Consider the following 24,487-nt stretch of genomic DNA (forward strand, 5'->3'; position numbering starts at 1 on the left):
GGGCGGCCCGGCCGCCGCCGTAGGACCATGGCCGCATGCTGCTCGCCAGGCTCGCCCATGTGTCCCTGGAGGTCGCCGGGGCCTCGGCCCGGACCCGGAAGACCGCCCTGCTGGCCGGACTCTTCCGGGAGGCCGGGCCGGACGACGTCCCGGTCGTCATCCCCTATCTCGCCGGCCGCCTCCCGCAGGGGCGGCTGGGGATCGGCTGGAGCACGCTGCGCGTGCCGGTGACGCCCGCCGACGCGCCCACGCTGACCGTGGTGGAGACCGACGCGGAACTGACGGCGATCGGCGCCCTCGAAGGAGCCGGCTCGCGGTCCGCCCGCAAGGAACGCCTGGTGCGGCTGCTCGGAGCCGCCACCGCGGACGAGCAGTACTTCCTGCGCGGCCTGCTCACCGGAGAGGTCCGCCAGGGAGCGCTGGACGCCGTCGCCGTCGACGCGCTGGCCGATGCCGCCGGGGCACCCAGGGCCGATGTCCGGCGCGCCGTCATGCTGGCCGGAGCTCTGTCCCCCGTCGCGTGCGCACTGCTCGCACGGGGACCCGCGGCCCTCGCGTCGTTCCGGCTCACCGTCGGCCGGCCGGTCCAGCCCATGCTCGCGCACACCGCCCGGTCGGTCGCCGAGGCGATCGACCGGCTGGGGCCCTGCGTCGTCGAGGAGAAGCTGGACGGCATCCGCGTCCAGGTGCACCGGGACGGCGACCGGGTGCACGTCTACACCCGCACGCTCGACGACATCAGCGAGCGGGTCCCCGAACTCGCCGAGGCGGTGAACGCCCTGCCCGCCGGCCGGTTCATCCTGGACGGCGAGGCGATCGCGCTCGGGGCCGACGGACGGCCGCGGCCGTTCCAGGAGACCGCCGGCCGGCTGGGCTCCCGCCGCGACGTCGCCGGCGCGGCGGACGCCGTCCCCGTGGTCCCCGTCTTCTTCGACGTGCTGTCCGTGGACGGACGTGAGCTCCTCGACCTCCCCCTCGCCGAGCGCCACCGGGAACTGGCCGGGCTCGTGCCCGGACCGATGCGTGTCCGCCGGGTCGTCGTGGAGGACCCCGCGGACACGTCGCAGCGGGAGGCGGCGACGGCGTTCTCGGAGGCCACGCTGGCCCGCGGCCACGAGGGCGTCGTGGTCAAGGGCACCGCGGCCGCGTACAGCGCGGGCCGGAGGGGAGCCACCTGGCTGAAGGTGAAACCCGTGCACACCCTGGACCTCGTGGTGCTCGCCGCCGAGTGGGGCCACGGCCGGCGCACCGGGAAGCTGTCCAACCTGCACCTGGGGGCACGACGGGAGGACGGCACGTTCGCGATGCTGGGCAAGACCTTCAAAGGGCTCACGGACGCCATGCTCGCCTGGCAGACCGAACGCCTCCGGGAGCTGTCCACCGGCGACGACGGGCACGTGGTGACGGTGCGGCCGGAACTCGTCGTGGAGATCGCCTACGACGGTCTCCAGAGCTCCACCCGCTACCCGGCCGGCGTCACGCTGCGGTTCGCCCGCGTCCTGCGCTACCGCGAGGACAAACGGCCCCAGGAAGCGGACACGGTCGACACGGTGCTCTCGCGCCGTGCATGACGCCGGCCCCGCCCGCCCGGCGGAAGCCGGGCGAGGGGGCCGGTGGGGGAGGGCCCGCGCCGGGCTCAGCCGCGGAGGTCCGCCTCCGCGGTGTGCGCGCGGATATCCTCGGGGGTGAGATAGGCGTCGGTGTACTCGAAGTCGCGCAGGGTGGCCTGCTTGCGGGCCTGGAACCCGGTGCGCACGAAGTCGTCACCGGCGATCGCGTTGAGCAGCCAGTTGGTCATGACCCGTGTCTTGGCGACGTTCGTCCGCAGTGCCGCCCAGTGGTAGCCGCGCGCGGCGGCCTGGGCCGGCATGCCTCTCAGCTCGATACCGAGCGGCTTCGACACCGCGTCACGGCCACCGAGGTCCACGACCAGACCGAGGTCCTTGTGGACGTACGGCTGCAGGGCCTGGCCACGCAGGGACGCGATGATGTTGTCCGCCAGCTTGCGGCCCTGGCGCATGGCGTGCTGGGCGGTGGGCGGGCAGATCGCCCCGTCCCCCTTGGCCAGGTCCGGGACCGCCGCCGCGTCGCCGAGCGCGAAGACGCCGTCGAGGCCGGGCACGGTCATCTCCGGCGTCACGGCGAGCCGGCCGCGCACCGTCTCGGAGCCGAGCGTGGCGACGAGGGGGCTCGCCGCGACCCCGGCGGTCCAGATCAGCGTGCGGCAGGGCAGCACCCGGCCGTCCGTGAAGGTCACCTTGTCCGGGCCCGCCTCGGCCACGGACACACCCAGCGAGACCTCGATGCCGCGCTTGCGCAGGATGTCGAGGGCGCTGCGCCCGAGCTTGTCGCCGAGCTCGGGCATGAGCTTGGGCGCGATGTCGATGAGATGCCACTTGATCAGCTTGGGATCCAGGCGGGGGTAGTGCTTCACGGCGTTGGTGGTCAGCAACTGCAGGCACGCCGCCGTCTCCGTGCCGGCGTACCCGCCGCCCACCACCACGAACTGCAGCCGGGAGGCCCGTTCCTCCTCGTCGTGACTGGCGTCGGCCAGGTCGAGCTGGGAGATGACGTGGTCCCGGATGTACGCGGCCTCGGCCAGCGTCTTCATGCCCCGTGCGTTGTCCACCAGCCCGGGGATGTCGAACGTCCGGGTGACGCTGCCGGCGGCCAGCACGATGTGGTCGTACGGCTCGTACACGATCTCGTCCGTGATCTTGCGGACCACGCAGACCTTCGCCTTCGTGTCCACCCCGATGGCCCCGCCCGGCACGATCCGGGTGCGGTGGCGCCGGCTGCGGCGCAGGGAGACGGCGACCGACTGAGGGGTCAGCACCCCGGAGGCGACCTGGGGCAGGAGTGGCAGGTACAGCTGGTACGAGAACGGGGTGACGAGAGCGATCTCCGCCTCGCCGGGCGCGAGACTGCGCTCCAGCCGGCGCACGCACTCGACCCCGGCAAAGCCGGCGCCGACAACGAGAATCCTGGGTCGTGCCACGGTGTGCGTCCCTTCTCGGGCTTACGCGGTCATCGCTCGCCTGCCCCGGATCCGGAGCCAGTCACTCCCTCATCCTCACCGGACGGGACCGAGTCCGCCTCTTGTGACCGCGCGGCCCCCTCGACGGGCGGCCCGGGACCCCGTACGCCCGGCGGGCGTACGCGCCCGCCGGACCGGCCGCGGGGGACGGCCCGACGAGCCGCCCCCGGGCCCGCTCAGCCGTGCCAGGAGCGCCACAGCGCCGCGTACGCGCCGTCGGCGGCCACCAGCTCGTCGTGGCTGCCCAGTTCGCTGATCCGGCCGTTTTCCACGACCGCGATCACGTCCGCGTCGTGCGCCGTGTGCAGACGGTGCGCGATCGCGATGACCGTACGGCCCTCCAGCACCCGCGCCAGCGAGCGCTCCAGATGACGCGCCGCCCGCGGGTCCAGCAGCGAGGTCGCCTCGTCCAGCACCAGCGTGTGCGGGTCCGCCAGGACGAGACGCGCCAGGGCGATCTGCTGGGCCTGCGCCGGGGTGAGGGCCAGACCGCCGGAGCCGACCTCCGTGTCCAGCCCCTCGTCGAGGGCCTGCGCCCAGCCGTCCGCGTCCACCGCCGCGAGCGAGGCCCACAGCTCCGCGTCCTCGGCATCCGTACGCGCGAGCAGGAGGTTGTCGCGGAGCGAGCCGACGAACACGTGGTGCTCCTGGTTGACCAGCGCCACATGGGTCCGTACGCGCTCCGCCGTCATCCGGGACAGTTCGGCGCCGCCCAGCGCGACCGAGCCCGCCCGGGGTGCGTAGATCCCGGCCAGCAGCCTCCCCAGCGTGGACTTGCCCGCACCGGACGGCCCGACCAGGGCCAGCCGCGTCCCCGGAGCGACGTCCAGCGACACCTCGTGCAGCACGTCGACGCCCTCGCGGTAACCGAAGCGCACGGTCTCGGCCCGCACCTCCCGGCCGTCGGGCGAGATGCCGTCCTCACCGGCCCCGGGCTCGATCTCCCGTACGCCGACGAGCCTGGCCAGCGACACCTGGGCGACCTGCAGCTCGTCGTACCAGCGCAGGATCAGACCGATCGGGTCGACCATCATCTGCGCCAGCAGCGCCCCCGTCGTCAGCTGCCCGACCGTGATCCAGTCCTCCATGACGAACCAGCCGCCCAGCAGCAGCACCGCGCCGAGGATGGTCACGTACGTGGTGTTGATGACCGGGAAGAGCACCGAACGCAGGAACAGGGTGTACCGCTCCCAGGCCGTCCACTCCGCTACCCGCCGGTCCGACAGGGCGACCCTGCGGGCACCCAGCCGGTGGGACTCCACGGTCCGCCCGGCGTCCACGGTCTCGGCCAGCGCGGCCGCGACCGCCGCGTACCCGGCGGCCTCCGAGCGGTACGCGGACGGTGCCCGCCTGAAGTACCAGCGGCAGCCGACGACCAGCACCGGAAGCGCGACCAGCGCCGCGAGAGCCAGCGGCGGGGCGGTGACGGTCAGCGCGCCGAGCAGCAGCCCGGCCCAGACCACGCCGATCGCCAGCTGCGGCACCGCCTCACGCATCGCGTTGGCCAGCCGGTCGATGTCCGTGGTGATCCTGGACAGCAGATCCCCGGTGCCGGCCCGCTCCAGGACGCCGGGCGGCAGCCCGACCGACCGTACGAGGAAGTCCTCGCGCAGATCGGCGAGCATCTCCTCACCGAGCATCGCGCCGCGCAGGCGCATCGTCCGCGTGAACACGGTCTGCACGACGAGCGCCAGCGCGAACACCGCCGCGGTGCGCTCCAGATGGAGGTCGGTCACCCCGTCGGAGAGGTCCTCGACCAGCCCGCCCAGGAGGTACGGCCCGGTGATCGAGGCGATCACCGCGACCGCGTTGACCGCGATGAGCACGGCGAACGGCGTGCGGTGCCGCCGCAGCAGTGCGCGGACATAGCTCCGTACCGTCGTGGGCGTACCGACCGGCAGGGTCGTCGCCGACTGCGGCGCGGCCGGGTCGTACGCCGGTGGTGCCAGGCCGATCATGCTCTCTCCTCGATTTCCTCGACCGCGCGGGCCATCTCCTCGTCCGCCGGGGCCGGCCGGAGGCCGTCGATCACGGCGAGTCCGCCCGGGGCGGCCGGTGAAGCGGTCTCGTCCTCGGTCTCACGGGTCACCACCGCCCGGTACAGCGGCTCGTCCCTCATCAGTTCGCGGTGCGTGCCCGCCGCCACGACCGTGCCCCCGTGAAGGAGCACGACGCGGTCCGCCAGGTCCAGCAGGAGCGGGGACGACGCGAACGCCACGGTCGTGCGACCCCGGCGCAGCTGTTCGATTCCTGCGGCGACCCTGGCCTCCGTGTGGGAGTCGACGGCGGACGTCGGCTCGTCGAGAACGAGCGCCTCCGGGTCGGTGACCAGCGAACGGGCCAGCGCCAGCCGCTGGCGCTGGCCGCCGGACAGCGACCTGCCCCGCTCGGTGATCCGGGTGTTCATCGGGTCGCCGTCCGCGTCGACGGACGCCTGCGCCAGGGCGTCCAGCACGTCACCGCACCGGGCGGCGGCGAGCGCCTCCTCTGCGGACACGGCGCCCGACGAGGGGACGTCCAGGAGCTCCCGGAGCGTGCCGGACAGCAGCACCGGGTCCTTGTCCTGCACCAGCACCGCGGTGCGCGCCGAGTCGAGCGGCAGCTCGTCCAGTGGCACACCGCCGAGCAGCACCGAGGGGACGGGCTCGGGTGTTTCGTCCGCTTCCGCCCGCGTTCCGGAGTGCGGCTCCGCGTGCCCGCCGAGCCGCTCCGCCAGCCGTCCGGCTTCGTCGGGATCGCCGCAGACCACCGCGGTGAACAGACCCTGAGGTGCCATCAGTCCGGTCACCGGGTCGTACAGATCGCCCCGGGGGGTCACGGTGTCCGCCGTCGGCGGGCGCGTGGTGCGACGCACCACGGTGTCCGCCGTCGGCGGGCGCGTGGTGCGACGCAGGGACAGCACCCGGACCGCACGCTGGGCGGACGGCCGCGAGAAGGAGTACGCCATGGCGATCTCCTCCACGTTGCGCAGGGGGAAGAGCATCAGGGTCGCCGCGCTGTACACGGTGACCAGCTGGCCGACGTCGATCAGGCCGTCCCGGGCCAGCGTGGCGCCGTACCAGACCAGCGAGATCAGCAGAACTCCCGGCAGGAACACCTGGATCGCCGAGATGAGCGCCCACATCCGCGCACTGCGCACGGCAGCCTTGCGGACCTCCTGGGAGGCGCGCCGGTAGCGGCCGAGGAAGAGCTCCTCGCCGCCGATGCCGCGCAGCACCCGCAGCCCGGCCACCGTGTCGGAGGCCAGCTCCGTGGCCTTGCCCGCCTTCTCCCGCTGCAGATCCGCCCGCCGGGTGGCCCGGGGGAGCAGCGGCAGGACGGCCAGGGCCAGAACAGGGGTGGCGACCGCGACCAGCACGCCGAGCGAGGGCAGGTAGAGGACGAGGCCGACGCAGATCAGCACGAGTGCCGTCGCTGCGGCCAGGAAGCGCGACAGGGCCTCGACGAACCAGCCGATCTTCTCGACATCGCCCGTACTCACCGCGACCACTTCGCCGGCCGCCACCCGCCGGGTCAGCGCGGAGCCCAGCTCGGCCGTCCTGCGGGCCAGCAACTGCTGCACCCGCGCCGCGGCGGTGATCCAGTTGGTGACCGCCGTCCGGTGGAGCATGGTGTCGCCCAGGGCGATGAGGACGCCGAGGACGACGAGGAGGACTCCGGCCGTCACGAGGTCCCGGCCGGAGTCGTCGATGACGGCCTGCACCGCCAGACCGACGGCGAGCGGGAGTCCCGCGATCGCGCAGTGGTGGAGCAGCCCCCAGGCGAGGGATCGGAGCTGGCCCCCCAGCTGACGCCGCCCGAGCCAGATCAGGAAGCGGGGGCCTGACCGTACGTCGGGATCGCCTGGATCCGAGTACGGAAGATCGCGAATCTGCATGACGTCCCAAGGAATCGGAAGCGGAGATCCGTGGCGGACCTCGTGGAACAGTGGGGGGACCAAACCGTGCAAGGTTCGCTTCCTGCCCCTGTCCGGGGCAACCGATTATTTCCGGCCCCCGGAATCCCCGGACACCGGTGAGGCGTCGGGGACCCAGGTCGTCGGGGCGGCCGGGGCGGAGGCGTCACCGGGGGCGTCGGGTGCTGTCGGGGACAGGGTTGCGGAGGCCGGCGCCGCCCCGGCCCGGTGGGCCTTCGCCTCCTTCCGCGCGTGCTTCGACCGCTGGTCAGAGGACGGGCCGGGTCGCGCGTTCGAGCTCGATGAGCGCCGAGTGGTAGCGGTGTCCGGTCGCGCGGTCCATCCCGATCTCGCACGTCCGGTTCGCCGACAGATAGGCGTCGTACTCGCGGGTGTTGACCTCCGCCGCCTCCTTGGCGGTCGCCGAGTCGGTGAGTTCCTTGTGCAGCATGCCCCGGTCCCCGGCGAACCCGCAGCAGCCCGCGTCGTCCGGTACGACCACCTCCTCGGCGCAGGCGTCGGCCACCGTACGCAGGTGTGCCACGTCACCCAGATGCTCCATCGAGCAGGTGGGGTGCAGGACGGCGGAGCCCGTCCTGCGGAACACGGTCAGCGAGGGGAGCAGTTCGTCGGCGGCCCAGACCAGCGAGTCGACGACCTTCAACTCCCGGTGCAGCGCACGGTTGTCCTCGGTGAGGTAGGGCACGACCTCGTGCGCCAGGCCCAGGGTGCACGACGACGCGTCGACGACCAGGGGGAGCGAGCCGCCGGCGGTCCAGCCCCAGGCGGCCTCCACCACGCGGTTGGCCATCACCGCGTTGGCGGTGTCGTACCCCTTGGAGTGCCAGATCGTCGCGCAGCAGGTGCCGGTCACGTCCTCGGGGATCCACACGGGCTTCCCGGCTCGCGCGGACAAGGAGACGACGGACTCCGCGAGGGACAGCGCCCCCGCATCCGCCGGGCCCGCGAAGATGCGGTTCACACAGGCCGGGTAGTAGACGGCGCTCGCACCCGCCCGGGTGGTGGGCGGCAGGGAGCGGGAAGCGGCTCCGGGGATCTCGGGCAGCCATTCGGGCACCAGATCCGGGTCCACGGCTCTGCGGGCGAGCCGCGTCACGGCCTCCAGCACCCGGTCCCCGGCATGGCGTGTGACGAGACCGGCCACGCCGAGGGCGACCCGGGCCGACACCTCCACGACCTTGAAGTGCTGCGCGGTCAGAGCCGCCACACGCTCCTGACGCGGGGAGTGCCGATGGTGGCGGAAGTCCTTCATCATGGCCCCGGTGTCGATGCCGACCGGGCACGCGAGCTTGCACGTGGAGTCACCGGCGCAGGTGTCGACCGCGTCGTAGCCGTAGGCGTCCAGCAGCCCCGCCTCCACCGGTGAACCGGCGGGCTGCCGCATCATCTCCCGGCGCAGCACGATCCGTTGACGCGGTGTCGTGGTGAGGTCCTCGCTCGGACAGGTCGGCTCGCAGAAGCCGCACTCGATGCACGGGTCGGCGACGGGCTCGACCTTGGGGATGGTCTTGAGCCCGCGCAGATGCGCCTTCGGGTCCCGGTCGAGCACGATCCGCGGGGCCAGGACCCCGTCGGGGTCGACGGCCTGCTTCGTCCGCCACATCAGCTCTGTGGCCACGGGGCCCCACTCCCTCTCCAGGAACGGTGCGATGTTGCGCCCGGTGGCGTGCTCCGCCTTCAGCGACCCGTCGAACCGGTCGACGACGAGGGTGCAGAACGCGTCCATGAACGCGGCGTACCGCTCGACGTCGGCCGGGTCCGCGGCGTCGAAGGCGAGCAGGAAGTGCAGGTTCCCGTGCGCCGCGTGGCCTGCGACAGCGGCGTCGAAGCCATGGACGGCCTGGAGTGCGAGCAGCGCCTCGCATGCCTCCGAGAGCCGGGACGGCGGGACGGCGAAGTCCTCGGTGATCAGGGTCGTGCCCGAGGGGCGGGAGCCGCCGACGGCGGTGACGAACGCCTTGCGCGCCTTCCAGTAACCGGACACCGTGGCGGCGTCCCGGGTGAACGCGTTGGTGACGGAGACGGCCGGAGCGACGAGGTCGAGGTCCGCGACGACCGAGGCCGCCGCCCGCTCGCAGGCGGCCAGCGTGCTCTCGTCCGGCGCGCGGAACTCCACGAGGAGCGCCGTCGTCCCCGGAGGGAGCGCCGCCCAGTCGGAGGGGACACCGTCGACCCGGACCGAGGCGCGCAGGGTGTTGCCGTCCATCAGCTCGACGGCCGTCGCTCCCGCCTCGTTGAACCGGGGCACCGCCGCGGCCGCCGCGGTGAGCGAGGGGAAGAACAGCAGCGCGGAGGAGACCTGGCGGTCCAGGGGAAGCGTGTCGAAGACGACCTCGGAGATGAAGCCGAACGTGCCCTCGGAGCCGACCATCAGCCCACGGAGGATCTCCACGGGAGTCGATCCGTCGAGGAACGCGTCGAGGCGGTAGCCGTTGGTGTTCTTGATCTCGTACTTGGCGCGGATGCGAGCGGTGAGCCGCTCGTCGGCCTCGATCTCGGCCTTGAGAGCCAGCAGCGCGTCGCACAGGTGCGGCTCCGCGTGGCGGAGCAGCTCGTCGGCGTCCGGTTCACCCGTGTCGACCACCGTGCCGCTGGGGAGGACGAAGGTCAGCGAGGAGACCGTGCGGTACGAGTTCCTCGTGATTCCCGCGGTCATCCCCGAGGCGTTGTTCGCCACGACCCCGCCGATGGTGCAGGCGATGGCGCTGGCGGGGTCGGGCCCCAGGATCCGGCCGTGCCGGGCGAGCGCGGCGTTGGCCCGCATGACGGTGGTCCCGGGGCGGATCCTGGCCCGGGCGCCACCGTCCAGGACCTCGATCCCCGTCCAGTGCCGGCGGACGTCGACGAGGATGTCCTCGCCCTGCGCCTGGCCGTTGAGGCTGGTGCCGGCTGCCCGGAAGACGACGCTCCGGCCGTTGCCGTGGGCGTAGGAGAGGATGGCCGAGACGTCGTCGAGGTCCTCCGGGACCAGTACGACCTGTGGGAGGAAGCGGTAGGGGCTGGCGTCGGAGGCGTACCGCACGAGGTCGGAGACCTTCCAGAGCACCTTCTCGGGACCGAGCAGGGCCGTCAGGCCGGCCCGCAGCTCCGCCGGGGTCCCCGACGCCTTCGCGCCGGGCACCCGATCGGGGGACGGCGCCCGTGTCGTACGAGGGCGCAGGGCTTCCGGCTTCGGCTCCAGCAGCGGCATGTCAGGATCCCCTCGACGGCGCGGTGACCGCACCGCGCGTCTCAGCAGCGGCGGCGCCCCGGCATCCCGTCGACCAGAGCGGTGAGCAGACCGCCGAGCACCTCACGCTGTTCGGCGGTCAGTGGAGCCAGGATCTCCTCAGCGGCGGCCTTCCGCGCGTCGCGCATCGAACGGAGCACCGCCCGGCCCTCCTCGGTGATCTCGATCCGGACCACCCGGCGATTGGTCGGATCCGGGGCGCGCCGCACCCGGCCGCTCGCCTCCAGGCCGTCGACCAGGGTGGTCACCGCGCGCGGGACGACGTCCAGCCGCTCGGCGAGATCGGCCATCCGGGGCGGACCGTCGTAGTGCGCGGTCGTGCGCAGCAGGCGGAACTGGGCCGGGGTGATGCCTATCGGCTCCAGCTGCCGGCTCTGGATGCGCTGGAGCCTGCGGGTGAGCCGCAGCAGCTGCTCGGCCAGCATGCCGTCGGAGTCGGGGGAGTCCATGCGGGAACAATATCAGGACCTGGTTCATTGTGAATAGAGGTAACAATGAGCTAGGCTCCCGAATGCGGCTCATGGGCCGGACCCCGAGGGCCCGGCCGCACGCCCCGCACCCTTCCACCGCACGCTCTCGAAGGAGCTCATGAAACCCGACGGACCCGACTGGACACCTCCCGCGCCGGACACCGGGCAGCCGCCCGCCGAGCTGCGCCGCATCTTCCGGCTCTTCCGCCCCTACCGCGCGAGACTCGCCGTGGTGGGGCTGCTGGTCGGCGCCTCCTCCCTCGTGTCGGTCGCCTCACCCTTCCTGCTGCGCGAGGTCCTGGACACCGCGATCCCCCAGGGGCGCACAGGGCTGCTCACGCTCCTCGCGCTCGGCATGATCCTCACCGCCGTGATGAACAGCGTCTTCGGCGTCCTGCAGACCCTGATCTCCACGACGGTCGGCCAGCGCGTCATGCACGACCTGCGCACCGCCGTCTACACCCAGCTGCAGCGGATGCCGCTCGCCTTCTTCACCCGGACCCGCACCGGTGAGGTCCAGTCCCGCATCGCCAACGACATCGGCGGAATGCAGGCGACGGTCACCTCCACGGCGACCTCCCTGGTCTCCAACCTCACCTCCGTCGTCGCCACCGTGGTCGCCATGCTCGCGCTGGACTGGCGGCTCACCGTGGTCTCGCTGCTCCTGCTGCCGGTCTTCGTGTGGATCAGCCGCCGCGTCGGCCGGGAGCGGAAGAAGATCACCACCCAGCGCCAGAAGCAGATGGCCGCGATGGCGGCCACCGTCACCGAATCACTCTCGGTCAGCGGGATCCTGCTCGGCCGGACCATGGGACGCTCCGACTCCCTCACCAGGGCCTTCTCCGAGGAGTCGGAGCGCCTCGTCGACCTCGAAGTGCGCTCCAGCATGGCGGGACGCTGGAGGATGTCCACCATCGGAATCGTGATGGCCGCCATGCCGGCGGTCATCTACTGGGCGGCGGGTCTCACCCTCCAGTCGGGTGTCACCGCCGTCTCCATCGGCACGCTGGTCGCCTTCGTCTCGCTCCAGCAGGGCCTCTTCCGGCCCGCCGTGAGCCTGCTCTCCACCGGTGTCCAGATGCAGACGTCCCTCGCCCTGTTCGCGCGCATCTTCGAGTACCTCGACCTCGACGTCGACATCACCGAGCCGGAGAAGCCCGTCCGGCTGGAGAAGATCCGCGGCGACCTCGCCTTCGAGGACGTCACTTTCGCCTACGACGCGACGAGCGGCCCGACCCTGAGCGGCATCGACGTGACCGTGCCCGCAGGGAACACCCTGGCCGTCGTCGGCCCCACCGGATCGGGCAAGTCCACGCTCAGCTACCTGGTTCCCCGGCTGTACGACGTCACCGGGGGCCGGGTCACGATCGACGGTGTCGACGTACGCCACCTGGACTTCGACACCCTTGCCCGGGCCGTCGGCGTGGTCTCCCAGGAGACCTACCTCTTCCACGCCTCGGTCGCCGACAACCTCCGCTTCGCGAAACCGGACGCCACCGACGAGGAGATCGAGGCGGCGGCCCGCACCGCACAGATCCACGAGCACATCGCGGGGCTGCCCGACGGCTACGACACCCTCGTCGGTGAACGCGGGTACCGGTTCTCGGGCGGTGAGAAGCAGCGGCTGGCGATCGCCCGGACGATTCTCCGGGACCCGCCGGTGCTGATCCTCGACGAGGCGACCAGCGCCCTGGACACCCGTACGGAACACGCTGTGCAGCAAGCCATCGACGCTCTGTCGAAGGGCCGCACCACCCTCACCATCGCGCACCGGCTCTCCACCGTCCGGGACGCGGACCAGATCGTCGTCCTGGACGACGGCCGCGCGGCCGAGCGCGGCACGCACGAGGAACTGCTCGCGCAGGACGGGCGGTACGCCGCCCTGATCCGCGGCGACAGCCGGCCGGCACCGGTCGCCACCTGAGGCATCGGCCCGGCTGCGGAGCCGCCCCGGGACGTCCGGCCGGAGGAGGAAGTCGATCCGCTGTCGGTGCACTGCTTCGCACGCCCGCCGCATCTTCCGGCAGGACCGAGCTGAGTCACGGATGTGTGAGGCGGGCACCCGGTGACTCGGCCCGCTGATCCCGCCGGTCAGGCGGGCACCTGGTTCAGCAGGCGGGTGACCGAGCGGACCGCCGCCCGCCCGGCCCGGTTCGCGCCGATGGTGCTCGCGGACGGGCCGTACCCGACCAGGTGCACGCGGGGGTCCCGCACCGCTCGGGTGTCCTCGACGCGGATGCCACCGCCCGGCTCGCGCAGTCCCAGCGGCGCCAGGTGGTCGACGGCCGGGCGGAAGCCGGTCGCCCACAGGATCACATCGGCGTCCACCGTGCTGCCGTCGGCCCAGGCCACTCCGTCCGGGGTGATCCGCTCGAACATGGGGAGCCGGTCGAGGATCCCCTGCTCACGGGCGCGCCGTACGGCGTCGTTGAGCGGGAGCCCGGTCACGCTCACCACGCTCCGAGGCGGGAGTCCCCGGCGTACGCGCTCGTCCACCATGGCCACTGCGGCCCGGCCCTGATCCTCACCGAACGGCCCTTCCCGGAACACCGGGGGCCGCCGCGTCACCCAGTAGGTCGCGGAGGCCGTACCGGCGATCTCCATCAGGTGCTGGGTCCCCGACGCGCCGCCGCCGACCACGATCACGCGAAGGCCGGCGAACTCGGCCGGCCCTGGATAGTTCGCCGTGTGCAACTGCCGTCCTTCGAACGTCTCCTGGCCCGGGTAGTGCGGCCAGAAGGGCCGGTCCCAGGTGCCCGTGGCGTTGATCAGCGCACGGGTGGTGTACGTGCCCTCGGAGGTCTCGACGAGCAGCCGACCGCCGTCACCCTCGCGCACGGCGTCCACCTCGACCGGGCGGTGCACGCGCAGGCCGAACCGGTGCTCGTACGCGTCGAAGTACGCGCCGATCACCTCCGACGAGGGACGGCTGTCGTCGGCGCCCGTCAGCTCCATGCCGGGCAGGGAGTGCATGCCGTGCACCTTGCCGTAGGTGAGCGAGGGCCAGCGGAACTGCCAGGCGCCACCCGGACGGGGCGCGTGGTCCAGCACCACGAAGTCCCGGTCGGGCCCGAGGCCGGCGCGCCGCAGGTGGTAGGCGGCGGACAGGCCCGCCTGCCCTGCGCCGATGACCACCACGTCCAGCTCATGCATCCCGAAGTCGTTCACGCTTCTACCAACCCGGACGGGGTCCCGGATCTTCCCCGGGCGGATCGCACCTGGACGGCGGGGGAGCGGGCACGTGCCCGGGGGCCTCCTCCTCGGTGCGCGAGACCATCGAGGGCGCGAGTTCCCCGCCCGGCGGCCGGACCCGACAGCGGTGCCGGTGGCTGCTGCCGCGGTCCTGGTATGTGCTCCCCTGCCGGTGCGGTGCGGTGCGGTGCGGTGCGGTGCGGTCCGGACCCGGCCTGTTGGCTCGGCTCCGCACAGGGCCGTATCGCGCCTCCGTGTTCATGGGCCCTCAGCCCGTGTGCTTCACGTCGTCGTCGGATCGATCGGGCATGGCATCGCTGATCCCAGGCGAGCGATGCATCACACCGCTCCGGGGTGGCCGAACAGCCGATCGGAGCCAACTCTGCTCTTGTCTACGTCAGTTAGGTTGCTCCATCCGCCGCCAAGAGGTCTGTGCCGTCCGTCGCTGTGGCGTCACCGGCTTCGACCGCGCAGGTGAGAAAGAGATGAATTCGTGACCGTCGACTAGGTCACTGAATGTCCACTTCGCGGAGAAGTGATGATGATCTAATGCCCAAGTCGATGGCTGGGGCATGCAGATGGCGTCCACCGCGCGTCCAGTCCTCGACGTTGAACCGACGTGCGCCTGGGGGGGAACGCTGCATCAACGCGTGGGGGAGAGGAATGACGTCGGCTCCGACCGGCGAACCGGCGACGTCGCTACGGACGCAGCGGCCCCGGAGTTCGCCGGTGCGGATGCGGATGCGGATGCGGATGCGGATGCGACGGCAGTCGGCCGCGGAGAGTCCGGCTCGATGTTCTCGACCTCGCCTCCCTCGAGCCGCGGTGACGTGCGGCCCGTTCAAGCAGCCTTCGTTCGTACGTGGTGTCCGTGGCAGGGCTCACTGAGCAAGGCGGCGGACGGGCGTCCCGTGGGCCGACCAAGACATCGAGTGCCGGAGCCGCCACCCGTGCCGTACTCGACACATGTGAACGGGCACACCGACTTTCCGGGAATCCCGGCTCCCGAATCGTGGCGGGCCGGTCACTCCGTGCCCGTTCGCCATGGGTGCGAAAGCGCCTCTTCACGAGCGTCTCGGCGCTTCACGACATCACACAGAGAAGGAACCCGTGCACGTCCTCAGGAAAGCGTCCGCTGCCACGACTGTCATGCTCGCGGCAATACTTCTCAGCTCTTGTTCGCAGTCCGAGCCCTCCTCGGGCACAGCTGCGAAAGAGACGAAAGAGACGTATGCCAACCGGAGCGAGTGGCCGGAGGAAATGCCCAGTTCCGGACTGGTCAAGGGCCTCGAACTTCCGCTCGAAGGCTACATGGTCTCGTACGCGGATCAGGTCGTCATCGACTCCGCTCTGCGCACGCTTCAGACGGAGTGCATGGCCGAGTACGGATTCACGGTCGACCTGCCACGCCCTGGGGTGAATCCGCCGGCGAGCAGCAACAGCATGAACATCGAGCGCCGTTACGGCATCACTGACCGTGCTCAGGCGGAGAAGTACGGATACCTGCTCCCGCCCGAGCAGCGGAAGTACACCGCCGAGCAGACGCCCGACCTGCCGAACATCCAGGTCGAGGTTCTCACCGGGCGCACCAAGCCGGAATCGCTCGCCCCTCCCACCGGCAGCGACGGTGCCTACTCCGGGGCGGGCGACGAGACCAAACCGGCTCGCGCCGAGTACGACGGCAAGAAGCTGCACGAAGGCGGCTGTGTCGGATGGGCGAAGCGGAAACTCAAGCTCAACGAGTTCGATGCGGGATTCGTCGTCCAGCTCGCGTCGACAGGAATTTCCGAATCCCGCCCCCACCAGCCGGTCGAGAAGGCCATCACCAAGTGGTCGGCCTGCATGAAGGGCAAGGGCCACGCCGCCTCGGATCCGTACAGGGCCATGGAACAGGGCCTCGGCGGCACCGACACCGAAGACTCGATCGCGCTCGCGCTGGACGACATCGACTGCAAGGAGCAGACCCGCCTGATCGAGGTCTGGTTCAAGGAGGAGTCGGCAGTGCAGAAGCAGCTGATCAAAAAGAACAAGGACCAGCTCACTGCCGTCGAAAGGCGCATGAAGGAAGTCCTTACGGCCGCCAAGGCCGTCAAGTAGATGACCAGAGGGGAAAAGCAGTTGAGAAAGAGACGTATCCGTCCGCGCATACCGGTCACCCTCGCGGTGGCCATGGCGCTGGCGATACCGTTGGGTCTGCCCGCGCAGGCCGACGGGTCGAAACCGCCCGCGGGTGCGGCACAGGGGTGGAGCGACACCACCGAGCAGCAGAAGAAGGTCTCGCTGGAGCCGTCCGCGATCCCGGCGAAGGACCGGGTCCGCATACTCGGCGCGGACTACGAGAAGTCCGCCGACACCGCGGTCACCGCGACCGGCGACGGAACCGGCTTCCACATACTCGCGGGCAAGGAGGAGGACGGCTATCAGCTTCGGACGATAGCCAGCCTGTTCGAGGACGGCTTCGCCTCGGACACGTGGATCGGTAACCACTGCGTGACCGAGTCCGGCAAGTATGCAGCCGTCTCGTATGCGCCGCGGATGTTCACCAACAAGCCCGAGCTCATGGTCCGCGGGGCTTTCACCGCAGTGGTGAACCTGGAATCGGGCAAGGTGACCAAGCTTCCGTTCCAGTCGTCGCTCGCCTACTTCTCGCCGGGCTGCGGCCAGGGCGATCAGGCGGTGTTCACCCAGCTCTCTCACGACGGCGACGAGAAGCAGCAGACCCGTCTCATCACCGTCGACGCAGCGACGGGCAAGCAGAGCCCGTCCGTCACGCTCGCCGGGCAGGTGACGTCTGCCGTTCCCACGGCCGAAGGCGTCGTCGCCGCGCACGGCAACAAGCTGGTGCGCATCAAGGGCAGGACCGAGAAGCCCCTGGCCACCACGACGACTGTGCCGTTCCAGATCACTGCCGATGCCGAAGGCGGCATCACCTTCATCGACCGCGAGCTGGACAAGAAGGCATCCAAGACGCCGGCCAGCTGGGCCAAGCACCTGACACGCACCGAGGTCGCGCAGGGCAAGAAGACCGAGCCCGTCACGGTGGCCTCCGGCAAGCTGGAGGCCTGGGACCTGGCTCGTTCGGCACGCGGAGAGGTGTTCGTCACCGGTGACGCCACGTCCAAGGCCCTGCCCAAGCGGGTGCACAACCCCGGCAAGCTCCCCATGGGCGCGGCGATCTCCAGTCACGCCCAGGCGGCTCTGACCACCACCTGGTCCGACGGGAAGACCACTCTGGTCAACCCGGAGGACGCCGCCAAGCCGCGGCCCGCCCGTACGGCCCTGCGCATGCTGGACTCGGGCAAGTCCGTGACCCTCGACCTGCGCCCCGGCGCGCACCGTGTGGGCGACGAGGCGCAGGGGCACGCCCTGTCTCCCGCTCTGCCCACGGGCGGTCCGGTCGACTCCGGCCCGGACACGGGTGAGAAGAGCACGGACGGCCTGTCCACCCAGAGCGTCCGTACCCAGGCGCTCGCCGCGCAGGCCGACAACCCCAGCGAGGGCACCGGCGAACGCTACTGCGCGGTGGCCCGCAACGACCCGAAGAAGCAGGCGTTCCAGCCCACTCCGCGCCAGGTCGAATGGGCGGTGGACCAGGCTGTCGTCGGTGAACTGGACTTCTACCGCGAAGGCAACTGGAAGAACACCGGGACCGGCGGTTATCAGCCGCAGGGCCTGTTCCCCTCGACCGTCCTCGCGGGTGACCCCAACGGCACCCTCGACAACGAGGACCCCGACGTCACCGACAAGTGGCACATCCCCGCACAGGTGATGCTCGGCATCACCGCGCAGGAATCCAACATGTGGCAGGCGACCCGCTTCGCCGTGCCCGGGGTCACCGCCAACTCCCTGGTCGGCAACTACTACGGTGTCGACTTCGCGGCGTCCGGCGAGCAGATCGACCCCTGGCGGATCAACTGGGCCGACGCGGACTGCGGTTACGGCATCACCCAGGCGACCGACGGCATGCGTCTCGCCGGCAAGACCAAGCCGGGTGAGACCGCTCTGTCCACGCTCGCGCAGGAAGCCGTGGCTCTCGACTACACGGCGAACGTCGCCGCCGGTGTGCGGATCCTGTCCGAGAAGTGGAACCAGACCTACAACGCCGGCATGAAGATCAACGGCGGCCACCCCAAGTGGATCGAGAACTGGTTCTTCGCCCTGTGGGCGTACAACTCCGGTTTCTACGACACCGCCGACTCGCAGGGGCACTCGGGCGTCGGCTGGACCAACAACCCGGCCAACCCGCTGTGGAAGGCCAACCGGGTTCCGTTCCTGCAGAGCGCCACCAACCCCGCCGGCGACGACTACAGCCACGCCGCACACCCGCAGGACTGGCCGTACGAGGAGAAGGTGATCGGCTGGGCGGCGCGTCCCATCTCCGCGATGTTCGCGCCCGGTGACTTCCAGGCGGGCTACCGCCCCGCGTGGTGGACCACCAACGCGGACCGCTCCGCGGCCAAGCCGCCGGTGGACCTCTTCTGCGACGCGTCCAACTCCTGCGTCCCGTCCAAGATCGGCGACAACGACTCCAACGACCAGGGACAGGGCGCCTGCACGCTCGACTCGGGCAACAGCGACACCAACCCCCACTGGCTCCACTGCTGGTGGAACAAGGAGATCACCAAGGACCAGTGGAAGGACTGCGAGAAACTCGCCGAGTGCGGCAACGGCGTACACCGCTTCGGCACGTCCTACGGTGAGCAGCCCGACGCCAACTCCTATCCACCGAACTGCTCGACCGGGAGCCTTCCCTCCAACGCCCTGGTGGTCGACGATCTGCCCGGTGGCACCACACCCGCGGGGGTCGACACCGACCGCGGATGCGGGGCGGTGAAATCCGACGGCACGTTCGGGTTCACCTATGTCCCCTGGGACACCCAGATGGACCTCACGGATGACGACAAGGACAACCCGACCACCGTCACCACGTATCCGGGGAAGATCGACACCCATCAGATCGGCGCGGGCTACGGCAACCACTTCTGGTTCACGCACACCCGCACGGAGGAGTCCTACCCGGCCAACGCCAACCGGCTGAAGGTCACCGGCACCTGGAAGCTCAATGCTCCGCTGACCAACACCTCCCGCCAGGCCAAGCTCTTCGCGCACATCCCCGACCACGGTGCGCAGACGTCCAACGCCGTGTACCGGATCCAGACTCCGGACGGGGAGGAGGAAGCAGCCGTCTCGCAGACGGCGAACCAGTCCAACAAGTGGGTGGACCTGGGCGCCTACGAGTTCGGTGACCAGATCCCCGAAGTACGTCTCGACAACTTCAACGGCGGCAACGGCGAGGCCGACATCGCCTTCGACGCCATGGCGTTCGTACCCGGCACGTACGACGGCCAGTCGATGACCGGCGACATGCGGGCCGACCTGACCGCTCCTGACCCGGAACTGGACGAGCCCGGTGACGAGATCAACGAGGACTTCTATCCCGGTGCCGCCCTGCTCTCGTCCGGTTCCGCCTCGGCGGCCCCGATGGCAGCCAGGAGCAGCGCGTCGTGCTCCATCGTGTCCGTCTCGATCACCCGCAAGCGCACCAATGCATGCATACACGACGAGGTGACGACCACGTTCTTCACGGACGGCGCACCGTCGGGCAGGTCGTACTTCGACTACTACAACACGATCTATCTCGACGCCCGGAGTAATGAATTCTCCCAGGTCACGACGATGGTGTTGAAGCAGATGACAGGTGCACTGAACACGGTCACCATGGACTACCAGGCCAAGTGCCGCGGATACTGCAGCGTCACGAGCGTCAACTGGTCAGGGTCCAAGGTGTTCGCCAAGGGTGACACGGTGATCAGGACCATCACCACCCGGTTCAAGTGGACACCGAGCACCGGCACCACGAAGGACGTGATCACCCCCTACTGGACCTTCGGGGGATCGGGTAACGGCGTTCCGATGCCTGTCCCGACCGAGGTCGAGAAGTCGAAGCTGGACGTCCGCTGTGACAGTGTGGGTTCTGGAACGGGCTGTGTGTTCCCCGGTTACACCCCGACCTTCACGATGAACTCCAAGAAGTTCCCCGGTGCCGCCGCCCACATCGACATGATGTGGCGAAAGACCAACATCGACTGGGGCAACCACAACGGGGGCAAGCCGCTGACCTACCTGGCCAACAAGATGGCCACCGACGAGCCCACCAAGACACAGCAGGCCCGTAACCGTCAGCTCATCTGCGAGAGGCGGTGGAAGACGTACAAGTACACCGGCCTGTTCAGTGACATGTGGTCCGCGGATGCCGGAAAGCCGATCACCGACCAGAGGAGCTGTGACGAGTTCACTTTCGCCAATTCGTTCCAGAGCGGTGGAAACGTCAACGGGCCCAACCCTGTCTCGTACAGCGGAAAAGAATGTGTGCAGACCTATCTGAAGCGTAATGCCGACGACACCATGACGCTCCATCTGCGCCCGGACGCGACTCCTCCCACCTGGAAGGAGCCTTGCGGCAGGTCCTCGATGTCGAACTGGGTCAACACCCAGTCGATGCAGCCCTTCGGTGGCTTCATCAACGAACAGCGCCTGCTGGAGGACGACGACTACTGGCTCGACCTCGACGGATTCACCGCACCCACGCCGTAACCGTCATGAGGATGCAGTAAGAATGCCCCCGCGGGTGACCGTGGGGGCATTCCTGCTTTGTGTCCTCAACGTCTCATGTCCAGAAAAGCCGGCCTTCGGCCGTCGAGCACGTCGCATGTGATCCCTGGGAAACATTGGTGAGCATGTTCGCCAAGGAGTCGAAGTAGTCGGCCAGGGAATCGAATTCGCCCACAGTGGTGACTTCCCCTGTGAACCATGTGCCGATACGCCCGTCCCGCACATCGATGAACTTTCCCGCCCAGGCGTCCTGGTCGGACAGGAACGGGATCCATTCGTTGCGCCAGAACGGATTGTCCGGTTGATCCGGAGGGTTTATGCCTCCAGGCCGGGAGTGATGGTCGTAGAGTTTCTCCATCTCCCTGATCCCCAAGAAGAAGCTGCCCTCGTCAGGGAACCCGGCGAAACCGTGGCATCGCACATCGTCGTCCATGTCCTCCTCCGGAAGATCGAGACTGTTCTGAAGCAGCCAGTCCCGCAGATCCGGGTGGAGTGGGATTCCCATCCGTTCCTCGGCGGCCGCAATCATGGGCTCCGTAGCCGGTCCAGGGAAATCAGCGTGATCAGCCGGGGCGCATTCCTGAAGGAGGTTCATCACGCGAGACCAGCTTTCCACCACTGTCATGGCCCCACTCCTCTCTGCTCCGCGTGAGAGCAGCACTAACGATCATCGCAAGGTGCGATCACTCCAGTCGTGCGAGGAGCCTACATCCGCTCACACCGTGAGATCGTCCGACCATATGCAGGTGAGGGGGCGGGCGAGATCTTCCATGAGGGAGACGACGCGGACCTCACCGCCGAGCCGCTGCCGTCCCCCACGGCCGCGCCCCGGCCGCAAGGCCCCACCCGGCGTCGCCGCCCGGCTCCGCCTTCCCGACCTCCTGCGACACGCGTCAGGAGGAGGCGGGCTGCTGCGGGGAGCGGAGCACGAGCAGGGTGATCTCGCTGGGGGCGAAGACGCGGAAGGGCGGACCCCAGAAGCCGGTCCCGCGGCTGGTGTAGAGGAGTGTGCGAGCGCCGTGGTGGCTGAGGCCGGCCAGGGCCGGCTGGTCGAGGCGGACCAGGTAGTGGAAGGGCCAGATCTGGCCGCCGTGGGTGTGGCCGGAGATCTGGAGGTCGACGCCTTCCGCTGCCGCGCGGTCGACGAACGCGGGCTGGTGGGCGAGGAGGAGTACGGGGAGCTCGGGATCGGCTCCCCGGAGGGCTCCGGCGAGGTGGGCCCGGTGGCCCGCCAGGCCCGAGGACTCGGCGGTCACGTCGTCGACCCCGGCGACCACGAGGGAGTCACCGCCTCGTTCGAGCAGCAGATGGCGGTTGCGCAGCGGCTCCCAGCCCAGTTCGTCCATCAGGTCGACCCAGCCCTGGGCCTCGGTGTAGTACTCGTGGTTGCCGGTGACGTAGACACGGGCCCGAGTCGCCTGGACGCTGCCCAGGGGGGTGGCCTGGGCACGCCGGCGTTCGGCCGTGCCGTCCGCGATGTCGCCGGTGTGGCACACCAGGTCGGCCTCCAGGGTGTTCACCCTCTCGCAGACCTTCTCCGACCAGCGGGCGCGGTCGAGGGGACCGTAGTGGGTGTCCGTGATCAGGACGACGCGGGTGCCGTCCAATCCGGCCCCCAGACGCGGGAGTGGTACGTCGAGGCGGCGTACGCGTGGCACACGCCGGGCCTCGGCGTACCCCCAGGCGAGCAGTACGGCGGTTGCACCGAGGACGGCCCAGGTGACGAGCCGGGCCCGGTCCTGCCCGTCACCGGCTCCGGCCACCGTCAGGGCGAGCCGCAACAGGACGCCGAGCAGGACGGACCAGGTGAACAGGATCCAGATGCCGCCCAGCAGCACGTCACCGACGATCGCCGCCCGGTCCTGCTGGCGCCGGCCGTGGCCACGCGTCATCGCGAGCGGCATCCCGATCAGGCCGAGGGCGAACAGTGCGGTGCCGGTCACCGCGACGGGGAGCGGCCAGTGCTGGCCGGCATGCACGAGCACCCAGCACGGCACGGCCCACAGCAGGACGGGGGCGATCAGAGGGATGTAGCGCATCAGGCGCTGCAGCCGGCTCCGTGACGCCCCTGGTGCCTCACTGCCGGCGGATCGGGTGTCGCTTGTCTCGGTCACGCTTCCCCTCCTGCGGTTCTGTCCGGCGGACGGTGCCCGTGGCGGAGCCGGGTGACGGCCGGTGGATGCCGTCGTACCGGCCTTCCGCCGCAGTCCGACAGGGCCCGCCGCCGGTGCCCCGATCCTGCTCCCGCCGCACCTGCCGGACCAGCAGGCCTCGTGGTCCACAGCACCCCCGGCATCGCGGCGACGAGCGCACCACCGGCAGCGTAGCCTCCCGCACCCGCTCCGCGTCGACCACGATCCCGGCGGCACCGGACGGGGTGGTCAGGCCGCGCGGACTCCGCCGGTGTGGCCGGGAGCCGCGCCCGCCGCCCCCCTCGGCGGCCGCCGGGTGAGGTCCCTGCACCTCTCGGGCAGCGCGGTCACCGCCCAGCCGTGAACGCTTTCCGGGCTCAGTGTTCGCAGAGCGAGAAGGCTCGTTCGTAGAGCTGCTCGTTGTGCTCGGCCACGAAGAACTTGCGTTCCCGCATGAGTTGTTCACGATGGTCCTTGGCCTGTTCGAGCGTCATGGTCGTCGTGCCGGACCATGGTTGCTGCGGAGCCACATCGGACGTCGAGACGATTCTCTCCGACGGATCGACCAGGAAGAACGCGAGAATCTTGCGGTACCCGGGGCGGGTGGGATCCGTGAGGCGGAACGATCCGACGCGGTGTTGCAGGATGTTCGGAAACGCCAGGCAGCGGCCGGCCGGGGTCGATGCTGATCCCAGCGTCTGGTTCAGAGCGTCCTCGTCCTCCAGGCCGTAGACCTCGCGCATGCCCGTGTCGTCGCTCTGCTCGTAACGCGGGTCGTCGAGTGCGGCCCTGAAGCCCAGCCGGCTCTCGGTGATGTTCTCGCTGTCCCAGTAATAGATGCCGGTCGAGACGATCCGTTCGTTCATCATCCCCTCGACATGCCAGGAACCGCCCCGGTACTCGGACTTGTCCGGGGTGAGATGAAGGGTGGCGAGCTTGACGATGACCTGGAGGCGGCGTCCGCGCAGGTCGACCCGGGCGGAGTCACCGGGTATCTCGGGCGGGGTGAAGGCCGGGGCGTCCGGGACGACCGGGGAGCGGTTCTCGTACCACTCGTCCTCGGCCTCCTCCCACGCCCGCACGGCTTCCTGGTAGGACCCGTCGTCGCCGTAGGAAGACCTGTCCGGGTGCTCCGGCTCCGAGTCGTACCACCCGTAGGGATCGGCCTCGATCCGAGGAGGGCGCGGATGGAGCAGATCGGTGAGTACGTTCTCGAACAGGGGGCGCATGCGCGCGAACAGTTCCGGGAGGACGGAGACGAGGTGGTGATGGGTCTCGGGGTGGACGTTGTTCACATAGGAACGGAAGTCGACCTCGCCGTCGGAGCTGACATCGACGTCCGTGGGAAGCCACTGGTACGTCTCCGAGAACTCGTAGGCCGAGAAGTGGCCGGCCGGCTTCCGCCAGGCGTCTTCCGGCGCATCGCTCACCCCTCTCACCAGGCAGAACAGTGAGGGATGCACCAGGTCCAGCACCTGGCCGTCGGAACCGGGATGCCAGTCCTGCTCGGCTTCCGGTACCTCTTCCAGAACCCGGGCCGCCTCGCGCAGCCGGGATCCGAGCTGCTCGTCGATCAATGTGTCCGACTGCCACACCCCGTCGACCGCGGACACCTCGATGCCGGTTTCACCGTCCCGCAGTGCGGCGTAGTGGGCCAGTTCCGCGAGTACATGGCGAACCTGCGCTTCGGTGAGCCCCTGCGCGACGGCCTCGTTCGTCCACCGGGCGACGATGTCGGCATCGTGCCTCTTCTCGAACCACCCCGGCTTCGCCCGGATGTGTGCGCTGCACTCCATCATCTGGAGTTCCCGCAGCGTCCTGGGCGTGGCGAACGAGAGGGAACGGGACGTCTGAAACGGCAGGGGGAAGGCAGGCAGGCCGGACAATTCTCTTGGTCCT

Annotated in this window: 13 protein-coding genes; 4 read left to right on the forward strand and 9 right to left on the reverse strand. The window is 70.0% G+C overall.

Annotated elements, in window-relative coordinates:
* The first annotated feature begins 35 nt into the window (after positions 1-35).
* Positions 36-1,571 (forward strand): ATP-dependent DNA ligase, encoded by a 1,536-nt coding sequence (locus tag ACFC51_RS34590; RefSeq protein WP_376532699.1) that lies wholly within the window; start codon positions 36-38, stop codon positions 1,569-1,571.
* A 65-nt stretch (positions 1,572-1,636) separates the two neighbouring features.
* Here ACFC51_RS34590 and ACFC51_RS34595 read toward each other — a convergent pair whose 3' ends face one another.
* The 5 genes from ACFC51_RS34595 to ACFC51_RS34615 all read right to left on the reverse strand — a co-directional run bounded on the left by ACFC51_RS34595 (position 1,637) and on the right by ACFC51_RS34615 (position 10,631).
* Entirely contained in the window at positions 1,637-2,998 is a 1,362-nt protein-coding gene (locus ACFC51_RS34595) for an NAD(P)/FAD-dependent oxidoreductase (RefSeq protein WP_376532701.1), read from the reverse strand.
* 215 nt (positions 2,999-3,213) lie between these two features.
* The gene (locus ACFC51_RS34600; protein ID WP_376532703.1) at positions 3,214-4,995 is read right to left on the reverse strand and encodes an ABC transporter ATP-binding protein; all 1,782 of its coding nucleotides are present in this window, start codon (positions 4,993-4,995) and stop codon (positions 3,214-3,216) included.
* Entirely contained in the window at positions 4,992-6,914 is a 1,923-nt protein-coding gene (locus tag ACFC51_RS34605; RefSeq protein WP_376532705.1) for an ABC transporter transmembrane domain-containing protein, read from the reverse strand. The genes ACFC51_RS34600 and ACFC51_RS34605 overlap by 4 nt, the downstream gene beginning before the upstream one ends.
* A gap of 286 nt (positions 6,915-7,200) precedes the next feature.
* Positions 7,201-10,143: an FAD-binding and (Fe-S)-binding domain-containing protein gene (locus ACFC51_RS34610; protein ID WP_376372154.1), complete on the reverse strand. Its 2,943-nt coding sequence runs from the start codon at positions 10,141-10,143 to the stop codon at positions 7,201-7,203.
* A 41-nt stretch (positions 10,144-10,184) separates the two neighbouring features.
* Positions 10,185-10,631, reverse strand: a complete 447-nt coding sequence (locus ACFC51_RS34615) for a MarR family winged helix-turn-helix transcriptional regulator (RefSeq protein ID WP_376372157.1) — start codon at positions 10,629-10,631, stop codon at positions 10,185-10,187.
* Positions 10,632-10,770: 139 nt separating this feature from the next.
* Here ACFC51_RS34615 and ACFC51_RS34620 point away from each other — a divergent pair, with 139 nt between their 5' ends.
* The gene (locus tag ACFC51_RS34620; protein WP_376372160.1) at positions 10,771-12,576 is read left to right on the forward strand and encodes an ABC transporter ATP-binding protein; all 1,806 of its coding nucleotides are present in this window, start codon (positions 10,771-10,773) and stop codon (positions 12,574-12,576) included.
* 167 nt (positions 12,577-12,743) lie between these two features.
* Here the strand turns inward: ACFC51_RS34620 and ACFC51_RS34625 are convergent, their stop codons facing one another.
* The gene (locus tag ACFC51_RS34625) at positions 12,744-13,805 is read right to left on the reverse strand and encodes an FAD-dependent oxidoreductase (RefSeq protein ID WP_376532707.1); all 1,062 of its coding nucleotides are present in this window, start codon (positions 13,803-13,805) and stop codon (positions 12,744-12,746) included.
* Between the two features lie 1,299 nt (positions 13,806-15,104).
* Here ACFC51_RS34625 and ACFC51_RS34630 point away from each other — a divergent pair.
* Together ACFC51_RS34630 and ACFC51_RS34635 are read left to right on the forward strand one after the other, a co-directional pair.
* Positions 15,105-15,941: a hypothetical protein gene (locus tag ACFC51_RS34630; protein ID WP_376532709.1), complete on the forward strand. Its 837-nt coding sequence runs from the start codon at positions 15,105-15,107 to the stop codon at positions 15,939-15,941.
* A gap of 72 nt (positions 15,942-16,013) precedes the next feature.
* Entirely contained in the window at positions 16,014-20,438 is a 4,425-nt protein-coding gene (locus tag ACFC51_RS34635; protein WP_376532738.1) for a hypothetical protein, read from the forward strand.
* Positions 20,439-20,511: 73 nt separating this feature from the next.
* On the opposite strand, the gene ACFC51_RS34640 is transcribed toward ACFC51_RS34635, so the two are convergent.
* From ACFC51_RS34640 to ACFC51_RS34650, 3 genes are all read right to left on the reverse strand, one after another.
* A complete protein-coding gene (locus ACFC51_RS34640; protein WP_376532711.1) occupies positions 20,512-21,081 on the reverse strand; it encodes an SMI1/KNR4 family protein in 570 nt (189 codons plus the stop codon).
* A gap of 268 nt (positions 21,082-21,349) precedes the next feature.
* On the reverse strand, positions 21,350-22,570 hold the full coding sequence (locus ACFC51_RS34645) for a metallophosphoesterase (RefSeq protein ID WP_376532713.1): 1,221 nt from the start codon (positions 22,568-22,570) through the stop codon (positions 21,350-21,352).
* A 395-nt stretch (positions 22,571-22,965) separates the two neighbouring features.
* Positions 22,966-24,474: a DUF4246 domain-containing protein gene (locus ACFC51_RS34650; protein ID WP_376532715.1), complete on the reverse strand. Its 1,509-nt coding sequence runs from the start codon at positions 24,472-24,474 to the stop codon at positions 22,966-22,968.
* Positions 24,475-24,487: the final 13 nt, after the last annotated feature.

It is taken from the genome of Streptomyces sp. NPDC055962, assembly GCF_042270185.1.
GTDB lineage: Bacteria > Actinomycetota > Actinomycetes > Streptomycetales > Streptomycetaceae > Streptomyces.